Here is a 15,703-nt window from a genome sequence, read left to right on the forward strand (position 1 = left end):
CTTCTTTTTCCTTAGCGGTTACCGCCAACTCATCCGCAGTCACAGCCAGCTTTCGTCTCACCTCCTCTTTTTCCTTCGCAGTCACGGCAAGTTCTTCCGCGGTCACAGCCAATTTTCGTCTGACCTCTTCTTTTTCCTTAGCGGTTACCGCCAACTCATCCGCAGTCACAGCCAGCTTTCGCCTCACCTCTTCTTTTTCTTTGGCAGTGAGGGCGAGTTTTTTATCGGTCACCGCCAGCCTGCGCCTCACCTCCTCTTTTTCTTTAGCGGTTACAGCGAGCTTATTGGCTTTGATTTTAAGCTCCCTTGCCGTAACTTCCAACTTGCGACGAATACTTTCCTTTTCACTTGCGGTCACAGCGAGCTGTCTTGCTTTCAGGCTAAGCTTTTCTGCCGTCACCTCTAGCTTGCGCCGAACACTTTCCTTTTCCCTAGCGGTTACGGCAAGTTGTTTTGCTTTCAGTTTTAGTTCTCGTGCCGTTATCTCCACTCTTCGTCTAACGCTCTCCTTCACCTTGGCGGTTTCGGCGAGTCTGTGGGCTCTTTTCTTTAGTCCTTTTGCCTTCACCACCAACTTTCGCCTGACACCCTCCTTTCCACGAGCGGTTACCGCGAGCTTGCTGGCTCTTTGTTTCAGTCCTTTTGCAGTCACTACCAACCTTCGTCTGGCGCCCTCTTTTTTCTTGGCAGACACGGCGAGCTTAGTGGCTTTCAGACGAAGCTTTTTTACCGGCACTTCTAGCTTTCGTCTGACGCTCGCTTTTTCCTTGGCAGATACGGCGAGCTTAGTGGCCTTCAGACGAAGTTTTTTTACCGGCACTTCAATTTTTCGCTTAACAATTTCTTTTTCCGATTTTTTTCTTCTATTTTTCATGCTTCCAATTATTATGCCTTATTATATTCTCGATCCAATAATAAAACAATGAGTTGTGGAGTTACTATTCGTCAAGGGGGGAGCTTGGGCGCTGTGACTCTACTGGGAGTCTCGGCAACGCCGCGTGGCTTTCAGGTTTACTCGAAATATTAATTTCTCGTAAACATTGAAAGCCTTTCGACTCCCGGACGCAGAGCCCCCAGCTCTGCTTAGAGTCACAGCGTAAATCACTACGCTCATTTCGCTGTGACTCTACCGGGAATCGAACCCGGATTTATTGCTTGAAAAGCAACTGTCCTAACCATTAGACGATAGAGCCGATCAAAATACATAAAAAATATAGCATATACTGATAAAATCACAAACATCCTTTATTGAACTCCTTTTAACAGTAAGGTATACTGTAACTATGAGTTCAAATATTCACCTTAAGGAAGCAGCTATTTCTTTGCGAAGAAGTGGCTTAAGCTATAATGTGATTCGCAAACGATTAAATATTAAGTCAAAAGGCACTTTAAGCTTTTGGTTTAAAAATTTAGAATTATCAGCGGTACAAAGAAAAAAGCTTAGAAAGAACAATCATCTCTCTTACGTAAGAGGATTACGCAAGGCAAACACAAAGCGAACTCTCAGAATAAAAAATGAAAATATTAATGCAGGAAAAGAAGGAGAAAAACTAATCGGGCAATTATCTAAAAGGGATTTATTGCTCATAGGTGCAGCTTTATACTGGGGTGAGGGAACGAAATCTCAAAAAAGAACCTCTGCCTCCCTAGTGTTCAGTAATTCTGACCCCAAAATGGTTAGAGTTTTTATGATGTTTATTAGAAAAATATTATTAATAAAGGAAGAAAAGATTCGTTCGGGAATCCATCTATATTCAAACATTTCAGAAGAAAAAGCTAGAATTTATTGGTCGAATATTACAAACCTTCCAAAAGATCGATTTTATATCGTCACTCAAGTAAGTAGGGCAAGTCAAAATAAGAGACCATTTAATAGTTTACCTTTTGGCACTATTGCGATAAAAATTAATAGTAGAATACAATTTTATAAAATATTAGGGATGATTAAAGGTCTGTCCGAAAATTTTTTGTAAAAAACACAAAAAATGGTATTGTTTGAATCAAGGAAAGGTGGCTGAGTGGTTGAAAGCGCATGACTCGAAATCATGTAGGGTCGAAAGGCCCTCGAGGGTTCAAATCCCTCCCTTTCCGCAATGATTCGTGCAAAACAACCCTTCGGTTGTTCTAGCGACTCATCATTGTGAGATGAGGGAGGGATGAGAAAGACGCAGCGGATGCCGAGCTAGCAAGCGAGGTCGCGAGTCGGGGTAGCGGAAATTTTCGAGCGACGGCGAGAAAATTATCTGTGACCAAATCCCTCCCTTTCCGCAGTTAGGAAATAAATCGTCAATTTACTTTAGTTTTTGAAAAAAAGATCCTATGAATCCACAAGAGAGACCCAATGATTTAAAACGATTAATTAAATCGGAGTCAATAAAGGAGAATCACATAGATCAACCCCCGTCTTCTGAACAAATAGGCAAGCAAGTGTCTAGGAGTGTTGAAAATACATCTGAACAGCTTGATAAAGTTCGCCATGAGATTAATATTGCAGAGCAAAATCAGCCATCAGACCAAAAGGAGATTGCTGTCCCTCAAAACCAAAGGGAAACAATTACAATAGGGAATAAGCAATATATTGTTGAATATGTTCCAAAAGATGCAATTTATCCTGGTTTTGGTAATTCAAGTGGAAACATAGCCACAGTAAGAAAGGATTTACCACCTCGCGTCAGAAACTTTGTTAAAGCACACGAATTGTACCATTGTCAGGATGAAGCTACTTGGGGAGGTTGGATTGGAAGAGAAATCAGGGCAAATCTAGTTCCAGGACTAAAGGATCCTGCCGGTTTACTTGCAACGGCTTGGGCAACGCTTTCGGATTTGGATAGAATCAAATTTTATTTGAGACGCATAAAAAGAGGCTACTAAATATGCTTATCACCCCAACAAACTGGAGTTTGTAAGGATGATGTAGTAACATGTGACTATGGGTAGGGTAAAAACAGCAAAGCAAATGGAGCGACATCTCAAAGGAATGGCGAATCACTATCGTATTCAGATTCTTTTGATTATTGCATCAAATGAGAGCATCACTCTTGATAAAATCATAGAACAAATTAATGCAAACGAAAAAACTATTGGAGAGCATACGCGGCGTCTCCACAGTGCGGGTCTTATCAGCAAGAAATATCGAGGACATTTTGTCGAACATACTCTGTCGCCATATGGCAAAACATTTGTTAGTTTCCTAAAATCATTTCAACGACTCTAAAACATACCCTTAAATACTCCAGTATTTAAGGGTATGTTACTTTCGAAATATTGTGTGTCAATTAATCACAATACATTTATGCTTTATCTCAAAAAGCCCAAAGATTTTGCAAAAAAATTTGATGTGGCAGCATGTTTTTTTGAGTGCAATGGAGAGTTTCTCATTCTCCATCGCCACAATCATAAATCGGAAGGGGATAAATGGGGATTGCCTGCAGGCAAAATAAACTCCGGAGAGACTCCCGTCGACGGGGCTTTGAGGGAAATTTACGAAGAGACGGGAAATAGAGTAAGGAAAGAGAATCTTGTTTTTTTTAGAAAAATGTATGTGCGATATCCCGATTTTGATTTCGACTACTATCTTTTTTCGATTGCGCTTACAGAAAAGCCGCAAGTTACTTTGAGTGAAAGAGAACATAAGGACTCGAAGTGGGTAACTCCCAAGGGAGCATTGTCAATGAATCTTATGAGGGATTTCGATAGTACGGTGAGGCTTTTCTTCTGTATCAAGTAATTGGCATTATAAAAAAGCCCGCGGTATCTGCCGGGGCTTCGAACCTCAAGTTCATCTCCATGGATTTGCTCGCTCTTCATCAACCATGATGATTGTTTTCTGTGTGACGTCAGAAATAATCTCCGCCTCGTTTTCAGCAAATCCAAAACACTCGCCGGGTTTGGGATATCCATGCTCTCTCCACCAGCGGGCCGCACCTGGTGCGGCACGCTCCAGAATTGCGATTGCCTCGTCTTGAGGAACACTAAAGCCAAAACGATTCAATGTTGCTTTTTCACCGCTTAGGACGCCTTGATCCATTCCGCTATCGGGATAGCCGACGAAGGGATGACAAGGCAGGACCATGCCGACCCATTCTTGACGAACATCGATCGGAGGTTCACCACAGGGGACTCTCGTGATTTTGATGAGACCAGTCGCTTCAGTTTTTGGCATAATGAATCCTTGGGGTACGTTTGTGTGACTCATTCGAGTATATGCCGACAAAAAAAACGGTCAAGGGATAAAACTGACTATTTCGCCTTAAGAAACAGATAGATATCTTCAAGAGCCCTGACCGCGTCGCCGGCGGCGATGTTGTTTTGGTGATAGAGACTGTCCGTGCAATCTCCGGCAGCCCAGACACCGGCGATACTCGTCCGCTGATTGCGAGGGTCGATTATGATATGTCCCCATTGGTCGAGCTTCACGACGTTCTTCGCAAAATCTGTAGTGGGAATGGACCCGATTTCAACGAAAATTCCGGTCAAAGGAATCTCCTTCACTTCGGGAGTTTCGGTTGATTTATAGACGAGCGAAGAAACGAATTTGTCTCCCTTGATTTCAACTATTTGAACATTCGTAAGAGCAGTCATCTTCGGATTCTCGAGAATTTTTTTTACCGTTATCGGGTCCGCTCTGAATTCCGTGCCTCTGTTAAAAAGGGTGACGCTTTTGGCGTAAGCCAAAAGCTGGGCGGCCGACTCAAAAGCCGCGTTCCCGCCCCCAATAACCGCCACATCTGCCCCCGCAAAAAGAGGCCCGTCGCACGATGCGCAATAGGTAATGCCTTTGTTCTCGAATACATCCGCTCCGGGAATGCCTTCCAATTTTTTTCGATGGCTTCCGGTCGTTACGAGGACAGTCCTCGCGGTGTATTCTCCCTTGTCAGTTTCGATTGTGAAAGCGCCGTCTTTATTTTTAAGAATTTGCTTTACGGATTCACCTGATTTTATTTCCACGATGTCGTTAGCATAAGCTCTCAGATGTTCTTCCAAGTTTTTAGCGAAATCCATTCCCTTGATAGAGACAGTGCCTATCCAGTTTTGGATATCGTCCGAAACAGTGCTCTGGTTTTCGAAATTTTTTGTGATGAAGACAGTCGAAAGCCGTTTCCTGGAAGCGTATACGCCAGCCGAGACCCCAGCAGGTCCTCCGCCTAAGATTGCAAGATCGTACATGATGATAAGTTAAAAGTGCAAAGTATAAAGTATAAAGTAGAATCTGATTATAGCAGAAGATGCAGAAAAGCCGAAGAGTTGACGCATTCGTATAGAAAGGTAGGATAAGACGAACTTTTGTACACCAATCACAACTAAACTGACAGAAAATATGCCACAAATTTGCAATTACATTACTTTTCGGGTCTCAAGCGAAGGCACAGTTGGAAGGGAGCGGACCTTCAGAAAGACTATCGACGTCCCATGTGAAAATCCGTACTTGCAGGGAAACGTATTCTTCGAGTTTGCAGGTAAGGGGATGGTCAAAGTGGAGCGCTCCAAAAAGCACGGTCGAAGATTCTATTTTCACTTCTGCGTCGAGAATGTTTTCAGGTTCCTCGATTATTGCGAGGCGGCGAAAAAAACAATCGGATGGGAAGAGGTATTTTCGGAAAGAGTCAGAAACACTAGAATCCGGAGTTGCGTTTGACTCCGGATTTTTCTTTTTTTCACACAAACTATCAATTAACAACTATCAACTTCTTCTACTTGAGTTTCGATCTTCGGAGGAATGCCGGCACAGCGCCCCAATCGTCATCGCTGTCGTCCACAACGGGGGTTATTTTCTTTTCTTCTAACTTTATCTCTTTTAAGTTCACCGTATTGAAGCTTGTCGCAGTCGGGATAGAGTTGTAAATTTTCCCTTTTTTCTCCTCCTTGTTTTCGCCTTCGCCTTGAAAGAGAGTGGCTTTCTTGAACGTCCCGTCCGGAAAGCCAGAGGCGATTACCGTTACTTTGACTTCATTTTTCTTCAGTTTGTCGTCGCGAACGGTGCCGAATATGACTTTTGAGTTCGGATCGATTGATTCTGTAATAATTTTTGCAGCGTCCTGAATTTCAAACATCATAAGGTCATCTCCGCCGGCAATCGAGAAGAGTACGCCCTTTGCCCCGTGTATGGAAATGTCGAGAAGAGGGGAGTTGATAGCGAGTTTAGCCGCTTCTTCCGCTCTTTTTTCACCCGACGCCATTCCGATTCCCATTAGGGCGGAACCTGCGTTATCCAATATCGCTCTCACGTCCGCAAAGTCCACATTGATGATTCCCGGATTGGTGATAAGGTCAGATATGCCTTCTACCGCTTGTTTTAATATTTCATCCGACATCTGGAAGGCCGCCTTAGCGCTCGTGTCCTTGCTCACAATATTTAGAATCCGATCATTCGGAATGACGATCAGTGCATCAACCGATTTTCGAAGTTCTTCGAGCCCTTGGTCGGCGAATTTCATTCTTTGCTGACCTTCGAAGAAAAACGGCTTAGTGACCACTGCAACAGTCAAGATATTCATTTCTTTCGCAATTTTAGAAACAACCGGCATTCCGCCCGTTCCTGTTCCTCCTCCTTCTCCCCCCGCAATGAAAACCATATCAGCTCCTTTGATTGCTTCCTGGATTTCCTCTTTTGTTTCCTCTGCGGCGCGTTTCCCAAGCTCGGGATTCATACCGGTTCCCAATCCGCGGGTCAAGTTTTTTCCAATATGGATTTTTCTCTTCGCGAGAGAATTATGCAGGTCCTGCGCATCGGTGTTTACCGCGATAAATTCAACTCCCTTTACTTTCGAGTTGACCATATGGTTCACGGCATTTTTTCCGGACCCGCCGATACCGATAACCTTAATTCTTGCGAAAGCTTCTACTTCTGGTGATATGTTTGGCATGGCAATTTTGGCTTATAGCTGTTAGCTTTTAGGCGCTTGCTTGAATAGAAATCTGCAGTTAAAAAACAAGTCAGCGCTACACTAGCAATCTCACTTAATGGGGCTATCATAGCAGAAGTGCTATTAAAAAGAAAAGGGGTTGACAGAAGCAGGAAGTATATATTGTAATATTATCATTTTTTCCATTAAACTGGTTGAAATTTTATGCAGAATCATCCGCAAGAAATAAGCTTTCAGCTTTTAGCTGTTAGGAATGAATATCAAAGCTAAAAGCTGGAATCTTACAGCTGGTAGCTCCTAGGGGAGAAACTGTTTTACCCATCCGACAACAGTTTTTGCCAAAGACTTTAGAAATCTGAGACCTCGCTTTATTCCGATAGCGTCTTCAAGAGTATTGGTGAAGCCCAAAAGGCACAGACCGTAAGCTACAGCGAAAACAACGTTTCGGACGGGCGACTTCATATTTCCCTGAATCGCCAGATCCGAGACCTTCGAAGGGAGCTTCAAGGACCGCATTGCAAATTCGGGGATGGTGTTTAAGAGCGAGCCACCGCCGATGAACACGATGCCTGCGGGCAGGAGACCGTCTCTTCCGATTTTTTTTAGGTGATTTTCTATGAGCTCAAAAATATCGCTCAATCTCGCGTCAATGATTTCTTCCATTTTTTTCTTTGGGTGCTCGCCACCATCTCTCCTATCGCGCTTTGCGGACTCGGCATCCTCGAGAGGAATTTTAAAGCCGAGGGCGATGTCATTGGTAATATCGGTTGAGCCTATGGGAAATACCTCGAGAGATATGGGGATGTCGTTTTCGTAGACTACCACTGAAACCGTTTCTGAGCCGATATTTGCAAGGACACAGCCGGCGATTTTTTGCAATTTGTTTATTGTGACAAGGCTTGCCGCGATCGGCGAGGCGATGAGATCTTCGGCCTCCACACCGAGCTCTTCCAGGCATAGAATTATGTCGTTTACATGTTGTTCGAGACAGGTTATGAAGAGAGTCTTAACGTCAAGCTTTGCCGCCTTCATGCCATGTGGACGTCCCCAGACCGTTTTTCCGTCAATCTTGAATTGAAGGGGAATGGTGTGGATAATTTTGCGATTCAAAGAAATTTGTCGCGGAATTTCCTTTTCGCTCGCGGCAATGGCATGGCTCACATCAAGATCGGTAATCTCGCTGTCGGCGCGCGATATCATGATGCTTCCGTGCGATATGCGACTCTCGAGACCGATTCCTCCAAGAGCGACGTACGCCTTTTTGATTTTAATTCCCGAGCTCTTTTCGGCCTGACGGATGGCAAGACCAATGCTTCGCGTTACCTCGGCGGAATTCACGATATAACCGTTGCGAAGTCCTTTGGATTCAGAAAATCCTGCTCCCAGCACGCGAGGAAAACCCTTCTCCGCGATGCCTCCCGCTTCGCAGACGAGTACTTTGACCTCGTAAGAACCAATATCTATTCCAATTGAAATGTTGCGTGCCATAGATTGTCAACTAATCACAGATAACAAATTATTGAATAACCTATAACCGAACTTTTAAAATCCTGAATTGATTTTTCAGTTACGTTTCGGTTATTTTTTGTGAGTGAGAAAATTAAATCCCGAATTTTTTTCGGACTACAACTTCCTCACTCTCCATTCTACTACTATGAGTGAAACCTTTCAAATGCGTGAGTGCGTGGATAAAGAGAAATCCGGCAAAATTTTTCTCATTTCTTTCAAAAAGTTTTGCTTCACGTTTTGCTCTCGCGAGATTTAAAAAAATTTCTCCCTCTTGTTCGCTTAAAGGGAACGCGAGGACATTGGCCGGCTTGTTTTTACGGCGATAGCGAAGGTTGAGCTTGCGAGAACGGGAGTCGCCCACAATCACGAGACTAAGTAAATATGATTTTCCTAACACGGAATTTTTCATGCCCGAAAAAGGCAAGCCCGGAAGCTTGCCTTTTGTGGTGTTGGTTATGGAAAAGTGGCTGGAAGTATTCTGCATAAAACTTATGCGTTTGGACGCTATTCAACTTAGTTCGACGAAGTCAGACAGTCTATGAGGCGACGATGAAATGCGCCAAAATCAAAAGTTTCTCATTTATCTTCGAGAGGGTTTCTCAACAATTTTTCCCAGCTTAATAAGTTCGTCCATTTCTTCTCTTTTTCTCAGCTTTTTCAAGGCTCTTTTTTTCTTGGTGTAGGGCGAGGGGATTCGTTCGGAATAGCGCAAAGACCGCACGCGATTCAAAACACCAGAGCCTTGCACGCGTTTAGTAAACCTTCGCAAAAGGTTGATGTTATTTTCATTGCTGTTTTTCTCCACCTGAATATTTATCATGCATTGCATCCTACCATAGGAGAGGGAAAAGTCCAAGAATAGGTGTTAGGTGTAAGGTGTAAGGTGTAAGGTGTAAGGTGTTAGGTGTTAGCTTTTCGATAATACTTCGAGGGTGAGGAGGGTAACTGTCCAAAGAGACTCTTTGGACACAAAGTCCTATATTTTATAGATATTCTCATTCACTTCTTGCTCAGAGCCGAAAGCTTCCTTTCTCGCAAAACGATAGAGTACATATTGTGCCGAAATGTTTCCTAAGTCTGTAGCCTGACGGCTTGCTTCCTCACTATAAACGCGCATAAGACCTCCTACCATTTTACCTGTATTACCAAACTGAGCCAAACCAAGACTAATAGATCCAATTGCCAGTTGGGCAATACTATTTACAGAGTTCGCACCGATGCTTAGAATCAACGACTTCTTAAATGTTTCAGATTTACTGACATTATTAAGCTTTCTCATCTCTTCCAGCATTAACTTATAAGAATGATCTGTTCCAAATTTATCAAGGAAAATAAACCACGTGTATCGTAATTTTGTTTTAAGATAATAGCCATAAGCAACAAGACCTATTACAAATACTACGAATAGTACGAGCGAACTATTCAAAATAATTTCATAGCCGGTAGAACTGTTAAATATAGGTACGAAAATCATTATTACTAAACCGAAAGCAACAATAATCACCGCAATAGGTACAAAGTAATACTGTAGCCAGAGTTTAATACGGAAGTCAATAGCTGGCCAAAATAATTTTCTCGCTATTTTCCAACTTTCCGATGGGGATAGATTCTTTTTGTCGAAAAATGAGTCAATCCATATTTGCTTCTCGATTTTGAATATAAAACGAATAATTTGACTATAAATTACTGCTAGAATCAAGTATACGGCAAGGGCTTCGAAATAAATAAATTTTTGATCCTGTGAAAATGAATTGAAGTCATAAATCAGGTTAAGCACGTAAGATACTACGATAAGTAATAAATACGGCCAAGTGATGAGCAGTATCCTTTTAAACAGTGCTGATTTTCTAAGCTTAAGCTGTCGCCCTATTTCCTCAAATATTTCTTTGTAAGTTGGAGGTAGGGTTGTATTGCTTATTTGCATAAAATTCTGTTTCTTTAATATGAGCTAATAAATAAATCATACAATGCTTATCAATATTCCCTTTATTCAACCTAGAAGCTAACACCTAACACCTAACACCTAACACCTAACAGCTAACAGCTACCCCTTTATCTTCTTCAAATATTCCGCAAGTCTAGCTATTGGAATCGTTTCTTGGCAACGCGTAGCCATATCACGAACAATGATGCTTCCTTCGAGCGCCTCCTTCTGGCCCATGATAATCGAATAGGGCACTTTCAATCTTTCGGCGACCTCGAGCTGGGGTGCTAATTTGTCTTTGACGAGGCCCTGCGCCAGAGGGATTTTTTCCTTACGCAGGATTTCCACGATTTCAAGGCTCTTCAATTTTGCCTCAAAGCCGAGCTGGATAAAATAAATTTTGGCGGATTTAAATTTTCTCTTCAGCTTTTTTACACTGCCGGTTCCTTTTTTGTAATGGACGAAAATGCCCGCCGCTCCGAGCTCTTTTTTGTAACCGATTTTTTTGGAAAGACTGTTATAGCGGAGGCCAACTGCAAGGGTGGTTCCCGTGTCGGTGTCTTTAATCGAAAAAATAGTTCCCATGCAAAGCTTTCTTGAATGGAGAAGGTCGGTGCTGATTTTGTAGGGAATTTTCAAAGTCTCCAGATATTCCAGAACCTCTCCGAAATGTTTTCTCGCGGTTTCCGAGAGCGAGTCGATGGGGTGCGGGGCATTTCCTTTCTGTGATTGGCATTTCTCGTTATCGCAAAGCAGAACGTCGAAGGGGTCGTCCTTGAGTGCCTGACGGCAATGAGCGGAAAGCGTATTTATATTTTTTCTGTAATAGTTCGAGAGGTCACGCATGAAGCTTGACATGGAGTCTTTGTCTCCAATGCTGTTGATTTCGATTTGTAGATTTTCGTAACCCTCATCTTTTAAAATTTCAAGTGCCGTTTTTATGAGAACCGCTTCGGCAATGCTTTTCGTCGTGCCGATAATGTCCAGATAGAAGCGTTTTTCATTGGGAAGCGCCCGCACTCTCCCTCCATCGATGCGTTCATAGTAGAGCATCAAGGGCTGGCTTAGGGGACTCGGATTATCTTTGAGAAAATTTCGGAAGAGAGCTACTTTTTCTTCGGGACGTATTGAAAAGATGTGTTTTTCCAATTCATTTTCTTCCTTCAGTTCTAAAACTTTGCGGGCGATGTCGAAGTCTTCTTTTTTAAGTTTAAACGGGACTGCATGGGTGAAGCCATAGTAGTAAGCAATCTCGGCAGACTTCTCCACGCTCCGCGACTTGGCTCTGTGTCTGCTTTTTACCTTTCGTTTCAGGACTTTTTTTTTATGGATAGTAACCATGACGTTAGAGACGGCTTTATGCGCTGAAAATGGTTCTGTGTAAAACGAGATTACTCGGGAGTCGCGAATTCGCCCGGTAAAACTGCAATTTTGGTTATTGGATGAAGGCGAATGACCGGCCGTCCGATGATGAGGGCTTCCTTTACCGGTCCCCAGAATCTAGAGTCGGAGCTTTGAGGCCTGTTGTCCCCCATGACGAAATACTCGTCGCCCAAAGTGATTTTGAACGAGTCAAACGATTTGTTTTCCAAATACGGCTCATTTAAGGCAAAGCCCTTTGGATGCAGTGCATTGACGATAGTTATTTTTCCGCCTTGAGATTCCACAGTTTCCCCTGGCAGACCGATGATTCTTTTTATGTAGTATTTGCTCTCGTCTTTAGGATATTTGAAAATAATGACATCGCCACGCGCAGGATTCTCAAAGCGGTAGGTGAGCTCGTCGACAATTAAATATTCTCCGTTTAGAAAAGTAGGATCCATTGAAGAACCGCTTACCACAAAAGGCTTTGCGACAAAAAAACGGATCGGGATGACGATGATAAGAGCAATCAATCCGAATCGAAGGAGCTCGGCGAATGCTCCTTCGGATTTGGGAGGAATGCGAGGCGGAGGATTTTTGGGAGCGGCGTTCATTAAAAATTTTTAATATTTAAAAGAGAGTTTTTTCGAATTTAGATAAATCTTATTACGAATTTGCGTTTGACACAAGGGGCGCTCATCTGTCATTTTGCGAGAAACCAACGCTTCGATGATAAGAAAATTATTTTCGCCTCGTTTTGGAAATTTCATGAGTCGCTTCGCTCCTGCAGCCAGATGAAATTTTCAACTCGGCTCAGTAATTTTCCATCATCTCCGCGAGTTTTCGCAAAATGACAGATTCACTATATCGAAGGGAAGAAGTTGCATGTTCTTCCACTTTACACTTTACACTTTACACTTTACACTTCTCCCATGTCTTACATCATCGTTGGTCTAGGCAACCCCGGAGAAGAATATGAAAATACCCGACATAATGTTGGACGGATGGCTCTCATGTCGTTTCAGAAAGAGCAAGATTTTCCGGAGTGGAAGCTGAACTCAAAAATAAATGCTTTAATTTCAGAAAAAAATTTGCCGAACATAGGCAAGGTTACTCTGATTTTGCCGGAGGCATTTATGAACAACTCTGGCAAAAGCCTGACGACAGTTATTACGAGCAAAAAGAAAGCAAAGGAGCTTGTCGTCGTTCACGATGATTTAGACCTTCCGCAGGGCAAGGTGAAAATTTCGTTCAACAAGAGCGCGGGAGGTCATCGCGGGGTTCAAAATATCGTAAACAAAATTAAGACGGAAGAATTTGTCCGAGTGCGAATCGGCATTTCTCCAGAAACAAAAAAAGGCATAAAAAAACCGCAAGGCGAGAAAGCCGTCCTCGATTTTATTCTCGGAAAACTCAAACCCGAAGAAGAGAAGCAATTCAAAAAAGAATTTAAGACAATCTCAAAAGCCCTCTTGATTCTCTTAGGGGAAGGCTGGAGCAAAGCGGCGAGTGTGTATGGTAGCTTGTAGGTCCCAATTTTTCCCACGAATTTTTAATTCGTGGATGAAAAATTGTGCGCCGACATTAAGAAATGTCGGCGCACAATTTTTGTCCCTCGCAAAACCTCGGGATCCTCAATCTTGCACCCACTCGGGAACTCGTGGAAGTCCAAGGAGACTTCTTGGAAAAATGATGCGTTCTAATTTTGAGCTACATTGCGTTAATGTGGGAATTTGAATATCAAGGATATTCCTTCATAAAAAAAGCCTCCCAAATTAGGAGGCGGGGCGACGGGAAGAGGGGAGAGAATGAATGCGAGATATCATTTTCCCCATTTCAAGCGCCTTTGCATACGCAATGGCTCGGGCCAATTTTTTCTCTCCGGAGATTGTTTTTCGCTCACGGGCAGTTCTTAGTTTTTTCATACGGTTTTTTCGACTTTCTGCATTTACGCTACCATACCGCCTATCTTTGTGCCATACCCGCGCGAATGATTGACTTTTTTTGGGTTGGCCAGTAGGCTAAATTTGGTAACACGGCTCAACAAATATTCCAAATGAAAGGACGGATTATGATAATCAGCACTGGGCAGTTTGCGAAACAGATAGCCAAAGCGCGATTCGGAGATCGGATTGTGCTTTGCCAAGACGCAGACAAAATCTCTTCCCCACCCGTCTTCTGGGCGCATCCTAAAGGTGTGGTAACCAAGAAGGGCGATTCCTTCTGGCTCAACGAGGCAGATTCCTCTCGAGGAGATTCGGCACTGTATTCTGGTGAGTACAAAACAAGTTTCTCATGTCCAACTGGTTTTGTGATTTTGAAAGATGACCAGTTTTTGCTCGATGGTGAGAAGCCAATGACTCCAGTTCAGGCTCATGAGTCCTTCACAGCTCCAAGCTCGATAATCCAAATCAAAGGAAGGACCTTTTTGGCGGGCGGAGAAAAAGATGGCATCGAGCTTACCGAAGGAGAATGGGACGATTGGGCCACACATCCCTTTGGTGTCATGTTTAAATGGGGGAGTCGAGTGGTTCTCGTCGTAACCCAACCACCAAATTCCAAGGTGCCTCAATCTGAAAGCAAGCCAAGTTAATCCTTGGCTTTTTTTATCTGAAAACAAAAACTCCGAGCTTCTCCGGAGTTTTTGTTTTCTTGAAGCTAAAAGCTAACAGCTAACAGCTAATAGCTAATACCTACTTCTGCTCCACAAACGAAAGCGCCATTTTTTGCTCCTTGGTGTCGAAAAGAGTGATTTTGAATGTATATGATTTTCCGAGCTCGAGCTTTTCTCGAAGCTTCTCTTCGCTCCCAAACTCCGAAATATGCACCAAACCGGCGATGCCTTCTTCAATCGAGGCCAGGGCGCCGTGGCGGTTGAATTTAATAACCACGCCCGAAACCACGTCTCCCTTTTTAAATTTATTCGAAGCCGCAACCCATGGGTTTTCTTTGAGCGCCTTGATTGATAGGGAAATTTTGCCCTCTTTGATTTCTATGATTTTGACCTTCACTTTATCCCGGACTTTGAAGAGCGCTTTCGGATCTTCAACAAGGGACCAATCTATCTCGGAAATATGCACCAATCCTTCGAGTCCTTCCTCGATTTTTACGAACACACCGAAATCCACCACGCCGGTAATTTCCCCCTGGATTTCATCGCCGACGGTATAGTGTTCGATAATTTTCTCCTTGTCTTTTTCTTCGCGATTCTTTTCCGAGAAGATGAGCTTGCCTTCTTTTGGAGAGGCGGAAATAATGGAAACAGAAATTTTCTGCCCGACAAGCTTTCGCAGTTCATCGAGAATTTTGTCCTTGTCGCCGTCAGCCACGCGCGGGTAGTGGTCGCTCTTCAACTGTGATGCCGGCAGAAAGCCCGATATGCCCTGCCACTCGATAATGAGCCCGCCCTTGTTTGCCTCCTTGACGGGAAGCTCGAGCACCTGTTTTTCTCTGATTGCGTCTTCGGCTTCGTTCCAAATGAGGGCCTGGCGAGCTTCCTTGAGAGAAAGTTCGATATAACCGTCCTTGTTCTCCGTGTCGACAACTTTGGCCGCAATGGTGTCGCCGACAAGAACCTTCTTGATGATGTCCCGAGCGTTTATATATTCTCGCCCAAAGATAATTCCAGTTCCTATGGGAGAAAGATCGATGTATACGCCAGACTTATCATTTGATATAACTTTACCTTCCACGATATCTCCCACCGAGGGGGGAGTCTTGGTGTTCTCGATGATGGAGGTCATCATGCTTTCCTTCTTGGCAGGAGTTCCGGGTGCTGTCGAAGGCGATGTCGGTTGCGTCGCGGAAGTTGCTACAGAAGACTTTGTGCCATGAATAGGGGCGTCTTTTTTTGCGACCTTTTGAGCTACTTTTTCCTCTTTTTTTATTTCTTCTTTCGGGATAAGGGCAGTTATCGGAATTGTTTCAGGTTCTTTCTCTTCTTTTTTCGGTTCCACCGCCTCTTTCGTCTCTTTTTTTGCTTCCTCTTCCGATTCTTTTTTGGGAGTTTTTCTTAGTCTAAAAAATGCCATGTTTTACAGAACGA

General features: G+C 43.4%; 18 protein-coding genes and 2 tRNA genes. 7 read left to right on the top strand and 13 right to left on the bottom strand.

From position 1 onward, the window contains the following. Both ABI430_02315 and ABI430_02320 read right to left on the bottom strand, forming a co-directional pair. Positions 1–874, bottom strand: an 874-nt coding sequence (locus ABI430_02315; GenBank protein ID MEO8637712.1) for a hypothetical protein, incomplete at its 3' end; no start/stop codon positions are given. 247 nt (positions 875–1,121) lie between these two features. Continuing rightward, a tRNA-Glu gene (locus tag ABI430_02320) sits at positions 1,122–1,193 on the bottom strand. A 90-nt stretch (positions 1,194–1,283) separates the two neighbouring features. On the opposite strand from ABI430_02320, the gene ABI430_02325 reads away from it, so the two are divergent. The 5 genes from ABI430_02325 to ABI430_02345 all read left to right on the top strand — a co-directional run bounded on the left by ABI430_02325 (position 1,284) and on the right by ABI430_02345 (position 3,727). Beyond that, complete coding sequence (locus ABI430_02325) at positions 1,284–1,973, top strand: hypothetical protein (protein MEO8637713.1); 690 nt, start codon at positions 1,284–1,286, stop codon at positions 1,971–1,973. 31 nt (positions 1,974–2,004) lie between these two features. Further along, a tRNA-Ser gene (locus ABI430_02330) sits at positions 2,005–2,091 on the top strand. A gap of 228 nt (positions 2,092–2,319) precedes the next feature. After that, positions 2,320–2,871 (top strand): hypothetical protein, encoded by a 552-nt coding sequence (locus tag ABI430_02335; GenBank protein ID MEO8637714.1) that lies wholly within the window; start codon positions 2,320–2,322, stop codon positions 2,869–2,871. Positions 2,872–2,929: 58 nt separating this feature from the next. Continuing rightward, a complete protein-coding gene (locus tag ABI430_02340) occupies positions 2,930–3,214 on the top strand; it encodes a winged helix-turn-helix domain-containing protein (protein MEO8637715.1) in 285 nt (94 codons plus the stop codon). A 78-nt stretch (positions 3,215–3,292) separates the two neighbouring features. Beyond that, positions 3,293–3,727 (top strand): NUDIX hydrolase, encoded by a 435-nt coding sequence (locus ABI430_02345; protein ID MEO8637716.1) that lies wholly within the window; start codon positions 3,293–3,295, stop codon positions 3,725–3,727. 51 nt (positions 3,728–3,778) lie between these two features. On the opposite strand, the gene ABI430_02350 is transcribed toward ABI430_02345, so the two are convergent. From ABI430_02350 to lepB, 9 genes are all read right to left on the bottom strand, one after another. After that, positions 3,779–4,195, bottom strand: coding sequence for a hypothetical protein (locus ABI430_02350; protein ID MEO8637717.1), 417 nt, complete (start codon positions 4,193–4,195; stop codon positions 3,779–3,781). 44 nt (positions 4,196–4,239) lie between these two features. Beyond that, complete coding sequence (locus ABI430_02355) at positions 4,240–5,166, bottom strand: FAD-dependent oxidoreductase (GenBank protein ID MEO8637718.1); 927 nt, start codon at positions 5,164–5,166, stop codon at positions 4,240–4,242. Positions 5,167–5,690: 524 nt separating this feature from the next. After that, positions 5,691–6,863 (bottom strand): cell division protein FtsZ, encoded by a 1,173-nt coding sequence (gene ftsZ / locus ABI430_02360; protein ID MEO8637719.1) that lies wholly within the window; start codon positions 6,861–6,863, stop codon positions 5,691–5,693. A gap of 297 nt (positions 6,864–7,160) precedes the next feature. Next, positions 7,161–8,351 (bottom strand): cell division protein FtsA, encoded by a 1,191-nt coding sequence (locus ABI430_02365; protein ID MEO8637720.1) that lies wholly within the window; start codon positions 8,349–8,351, stop codon positions 7,161–7,163. A 112-nt stretch (positions 8,352–8,463) separates the two neighbouring features. Further along, positions 8,464–8,856 (bottom strand): rRNA maturation RNase YbeY, encoded by a 393-nt coding sequence (ybeY, locus tag ABI430_02370; protein MEO8637721.1) that lies wholly within the window; start codon positions 8,854–8,856, stop codon positions 8,464–8,466. Positions 8,857–8,952: 96 nt separating this feature from the next. Next, positions 8,953–9,192 carry a hypothetical protein gene (locus tag ABI430_02375; protein MEO8637722.1) on the bottom strand — a complete coding sequence of 80 codons (240 nt, stop codon included), beginning with the start codon at positions 9,190–9,192 and terminating at the stop codon, positions 8,953–8,955. 156 nt (positions 9,193–9,348) lie between these two features. After that, positions 9,349–10,296, bottom strand: a complete 948-nt coding sequence (locus tag ABI430_02380) for a hypothetical protein (GenBank protein MEO8637723.1) — start codon at positions 10,294–10,296, stop codon at positions 9,349–9,351. A 120-nt stretch (positions 10,297–10,416) separates the two neighbouring features. After that, positions 10,417–11,637, bottom strand: a complete 1,221-nt coding sequence (locus tag ABI430_02385) for a His/Gly/Thr/Pro-type tRNA ligase C-terminal domain-containing protein (protein ID MEO8637724.1) — start codon at positions 11,635–11,637, stop codon at positions 10,417–10,419. A 50-nt stretch (positions 11,638–11,687) separates the two neighbouring features. Next, positions 11,688–12,272 carry a signal peptidase I gene (lepB, locus tag ABI430_02390; GenBank protein MEO8637725.1) on the bottom strand — a complete coding sequence of 195 codons (585 nt, stop codon included), beginning with the start codon at positions 12,270–12,272 and terminating at the stop codon, positions 11,688–11,690. A 318-nt stretch (positions 12,273–12,590) separates the two neighbouring features. Between lepB and pth the strand changes: the two genes are divergently transcribed. Beyond that, entirely contained in the window at positions 12,591–13,187 is a 597-nt protein-coding gene (gene pth, locus ABI430_02395; GenBank protein ID MEO8637726.1) for an aminoacyl-tRNA hydrolase, read from the top strand. Positions 13,188–13,433: 246 nt separating this feature from the next. Here pth and ABI430_02400 read toward each other — a convergent pair whose 3' ends face one another. Then, positions 13,434–13,583 (bottom strand): hypothetical protein, encoded by a 150-nt coding sequence (locus ABI430_02400; GenBank protein MEO8637727.1) that lies wholly within the window; start codon positions 13,581–13,583, stop codon positions 13,434–13,436. Between the two features lie 131 nt (positions 13,584–13,714). Here ABI430_02400 and ABI430_02405 point away from each other — a divergent pair, with 131 nt between their 5' ends. Then, positions 13,715–14,251 carry a hypothetical protein gene (locus tag ABI430_02405; protein ID MEO8637728.1) on the top strand — a complete coding sequence of 179 codons (537 nt, stop codon included), beginning with the start codon at positions 13,715–13,717 and terminating at the stop codon, positions 14,249–14,251. A gap of 100 nt (positions 14,252–14,351) precedes the next feature. Here ABI430_02405 and ABI430_02410 read toward each other — a convergent pair whose 3' ends face one another. Further along, complete coding sequence (locus tag ABI430_02410) at positions 14,352–15,689, bottom strand: S1 RNA-binding domain-containing protein (protein MEO8637729.1); 1,338 nt, start codon at positions 15,687–15,689, stop codon at positions 14,352–14,354. Positions 15,690–15,703 lie beyond the last annotated feature (14 nt).

The organism is Candidatus Taylorbacteria bacterium (genome assembly GCA_039934295.1).
Taxonomy (GTDB): Bacteria; Patescibacteriota; Minisyncoccia; order Phycocordibacterales; family HO2-43-120; genus HO2-43-120.

Excerpts from the sequence above, each read along its gene's own strand:
- ABI430_02400 (MEO8637727.1), bottom strand. The coding sequence starts at position 13,583 with ATGAAAAAACTAAGAACTGCCCGTGAGCGAAAAACAATCTCCGGAGAG.
- ABI430_02405 (MEO8637728.1), top strand. The coding sequence starts at position 13,715 with ATGAAAGGACGGATTATGATAATCAGCACTGGGCAGTTTGCGAAACAG.
- ABI430_02375 (MEO8637722.1), bottom strand. The coding sequence starts at position 9,192 with ATGATAAATATTCAGGTGGAGAAAAACAGCAATGAAAATAACATCAAC.
- ABI430_02340 (MEO8637715.1), top strand. The coding sequence starts at position 2,930 with ATGGGTAGGGTAAAAACAGCAAAGCAAATGGAGCGACATCTCAAAGGA.
- ABI430_02325 (MEO8637713.1), top strand. The coding sequence starts at position 1,284 with ATGAGTTCAAATATTCACCTTAAGGAAGCAGCTATTTCTTTGCGAAGA.
- pth (MEO8637726.1), top strand. The coding sequence starts at position 12,591 with ATGTCTTACATCATCGTTGGTCTAGGCAACCCCGGAGAAGAATATGAA.
- ABI430_02380 (MEO8637723.1), bottom strand. The coding sequence starts at position 10,296 with ATGCAAATAAGCAATACAACCCTACCTCCAACTTACAAAGAAATATTT.
- lepB (MEO8637725.1), bottom strand. The coding sequence starts at position 12,272 with ATGAACGCCGCTCCCAAAAATCCTCCGCCTCGCATTCCTCCCAAATCC.
- ybeY (MEO8637721.1), bottom strand. The coding sequence starts at position 8,856 with ATGCAGAATACTTCCAGCCACTTTTCCATAACCAACACCACAAAAGGC.
- ABI430_02355 (MEO8637718.1), bottom strand. The coding sequence starts at position 5,166 with ATGTACGATCTTGCAATCTTAGGCGGAGGACCTGCTGGGGTCTCGGCT.
- ABI430_02410 (MEO8637729.1), bottom strand. The coding sequence starts at position 15,689 with ATGGCATTTTTTAGACTAAGAAAAACTCCCAAAAAAGAATCGGAAGAG.
- ABI430_02385 (MEO8637724.1), bottom strand. The coding sequence starts at position 11,637 with ATGGTTACTATCCATAAAAAAAAAGTCCTGAAACGAAAGGTAAAAAGC.
- ABI430_02335 (MEO8637714.1), top strand. The coding sequence starts at position 2,320 with ATGAATCCACAAGAGAGACCCAATGATTTAAAACGATTAATTAAATCG.
- ABI430_02350 (MEO8637717.1), bottom strand. The coding sequence starts at position 4,195 with ATGAGTCACACAAACGTACCCCAAGGATTCATTATGCCAAAAACTGAA.
- ABI430_02365 (MEO8637720.1), bottom strand. The coding sequence starts at position 8,351 with ATGGCACGCAACATTTCAATTGGAATAGATATTGGTTCTTACGAGGTC.
- ftsZ (MEO8637719.1), bottom strand. The coding sequence starts at position 6,863 with ATGCCAAACATATCACCAGAAGTAGAAGCTTTCGCAAGAATTAAGGTT.
- ABI430_02345 (MEO8637716.1), top strand. The coding sequence starts at position 3,293 with ATGCTTTATCTCAAAAAGCCCAAAGATTTTGCAAAAAAATTTGATGTG.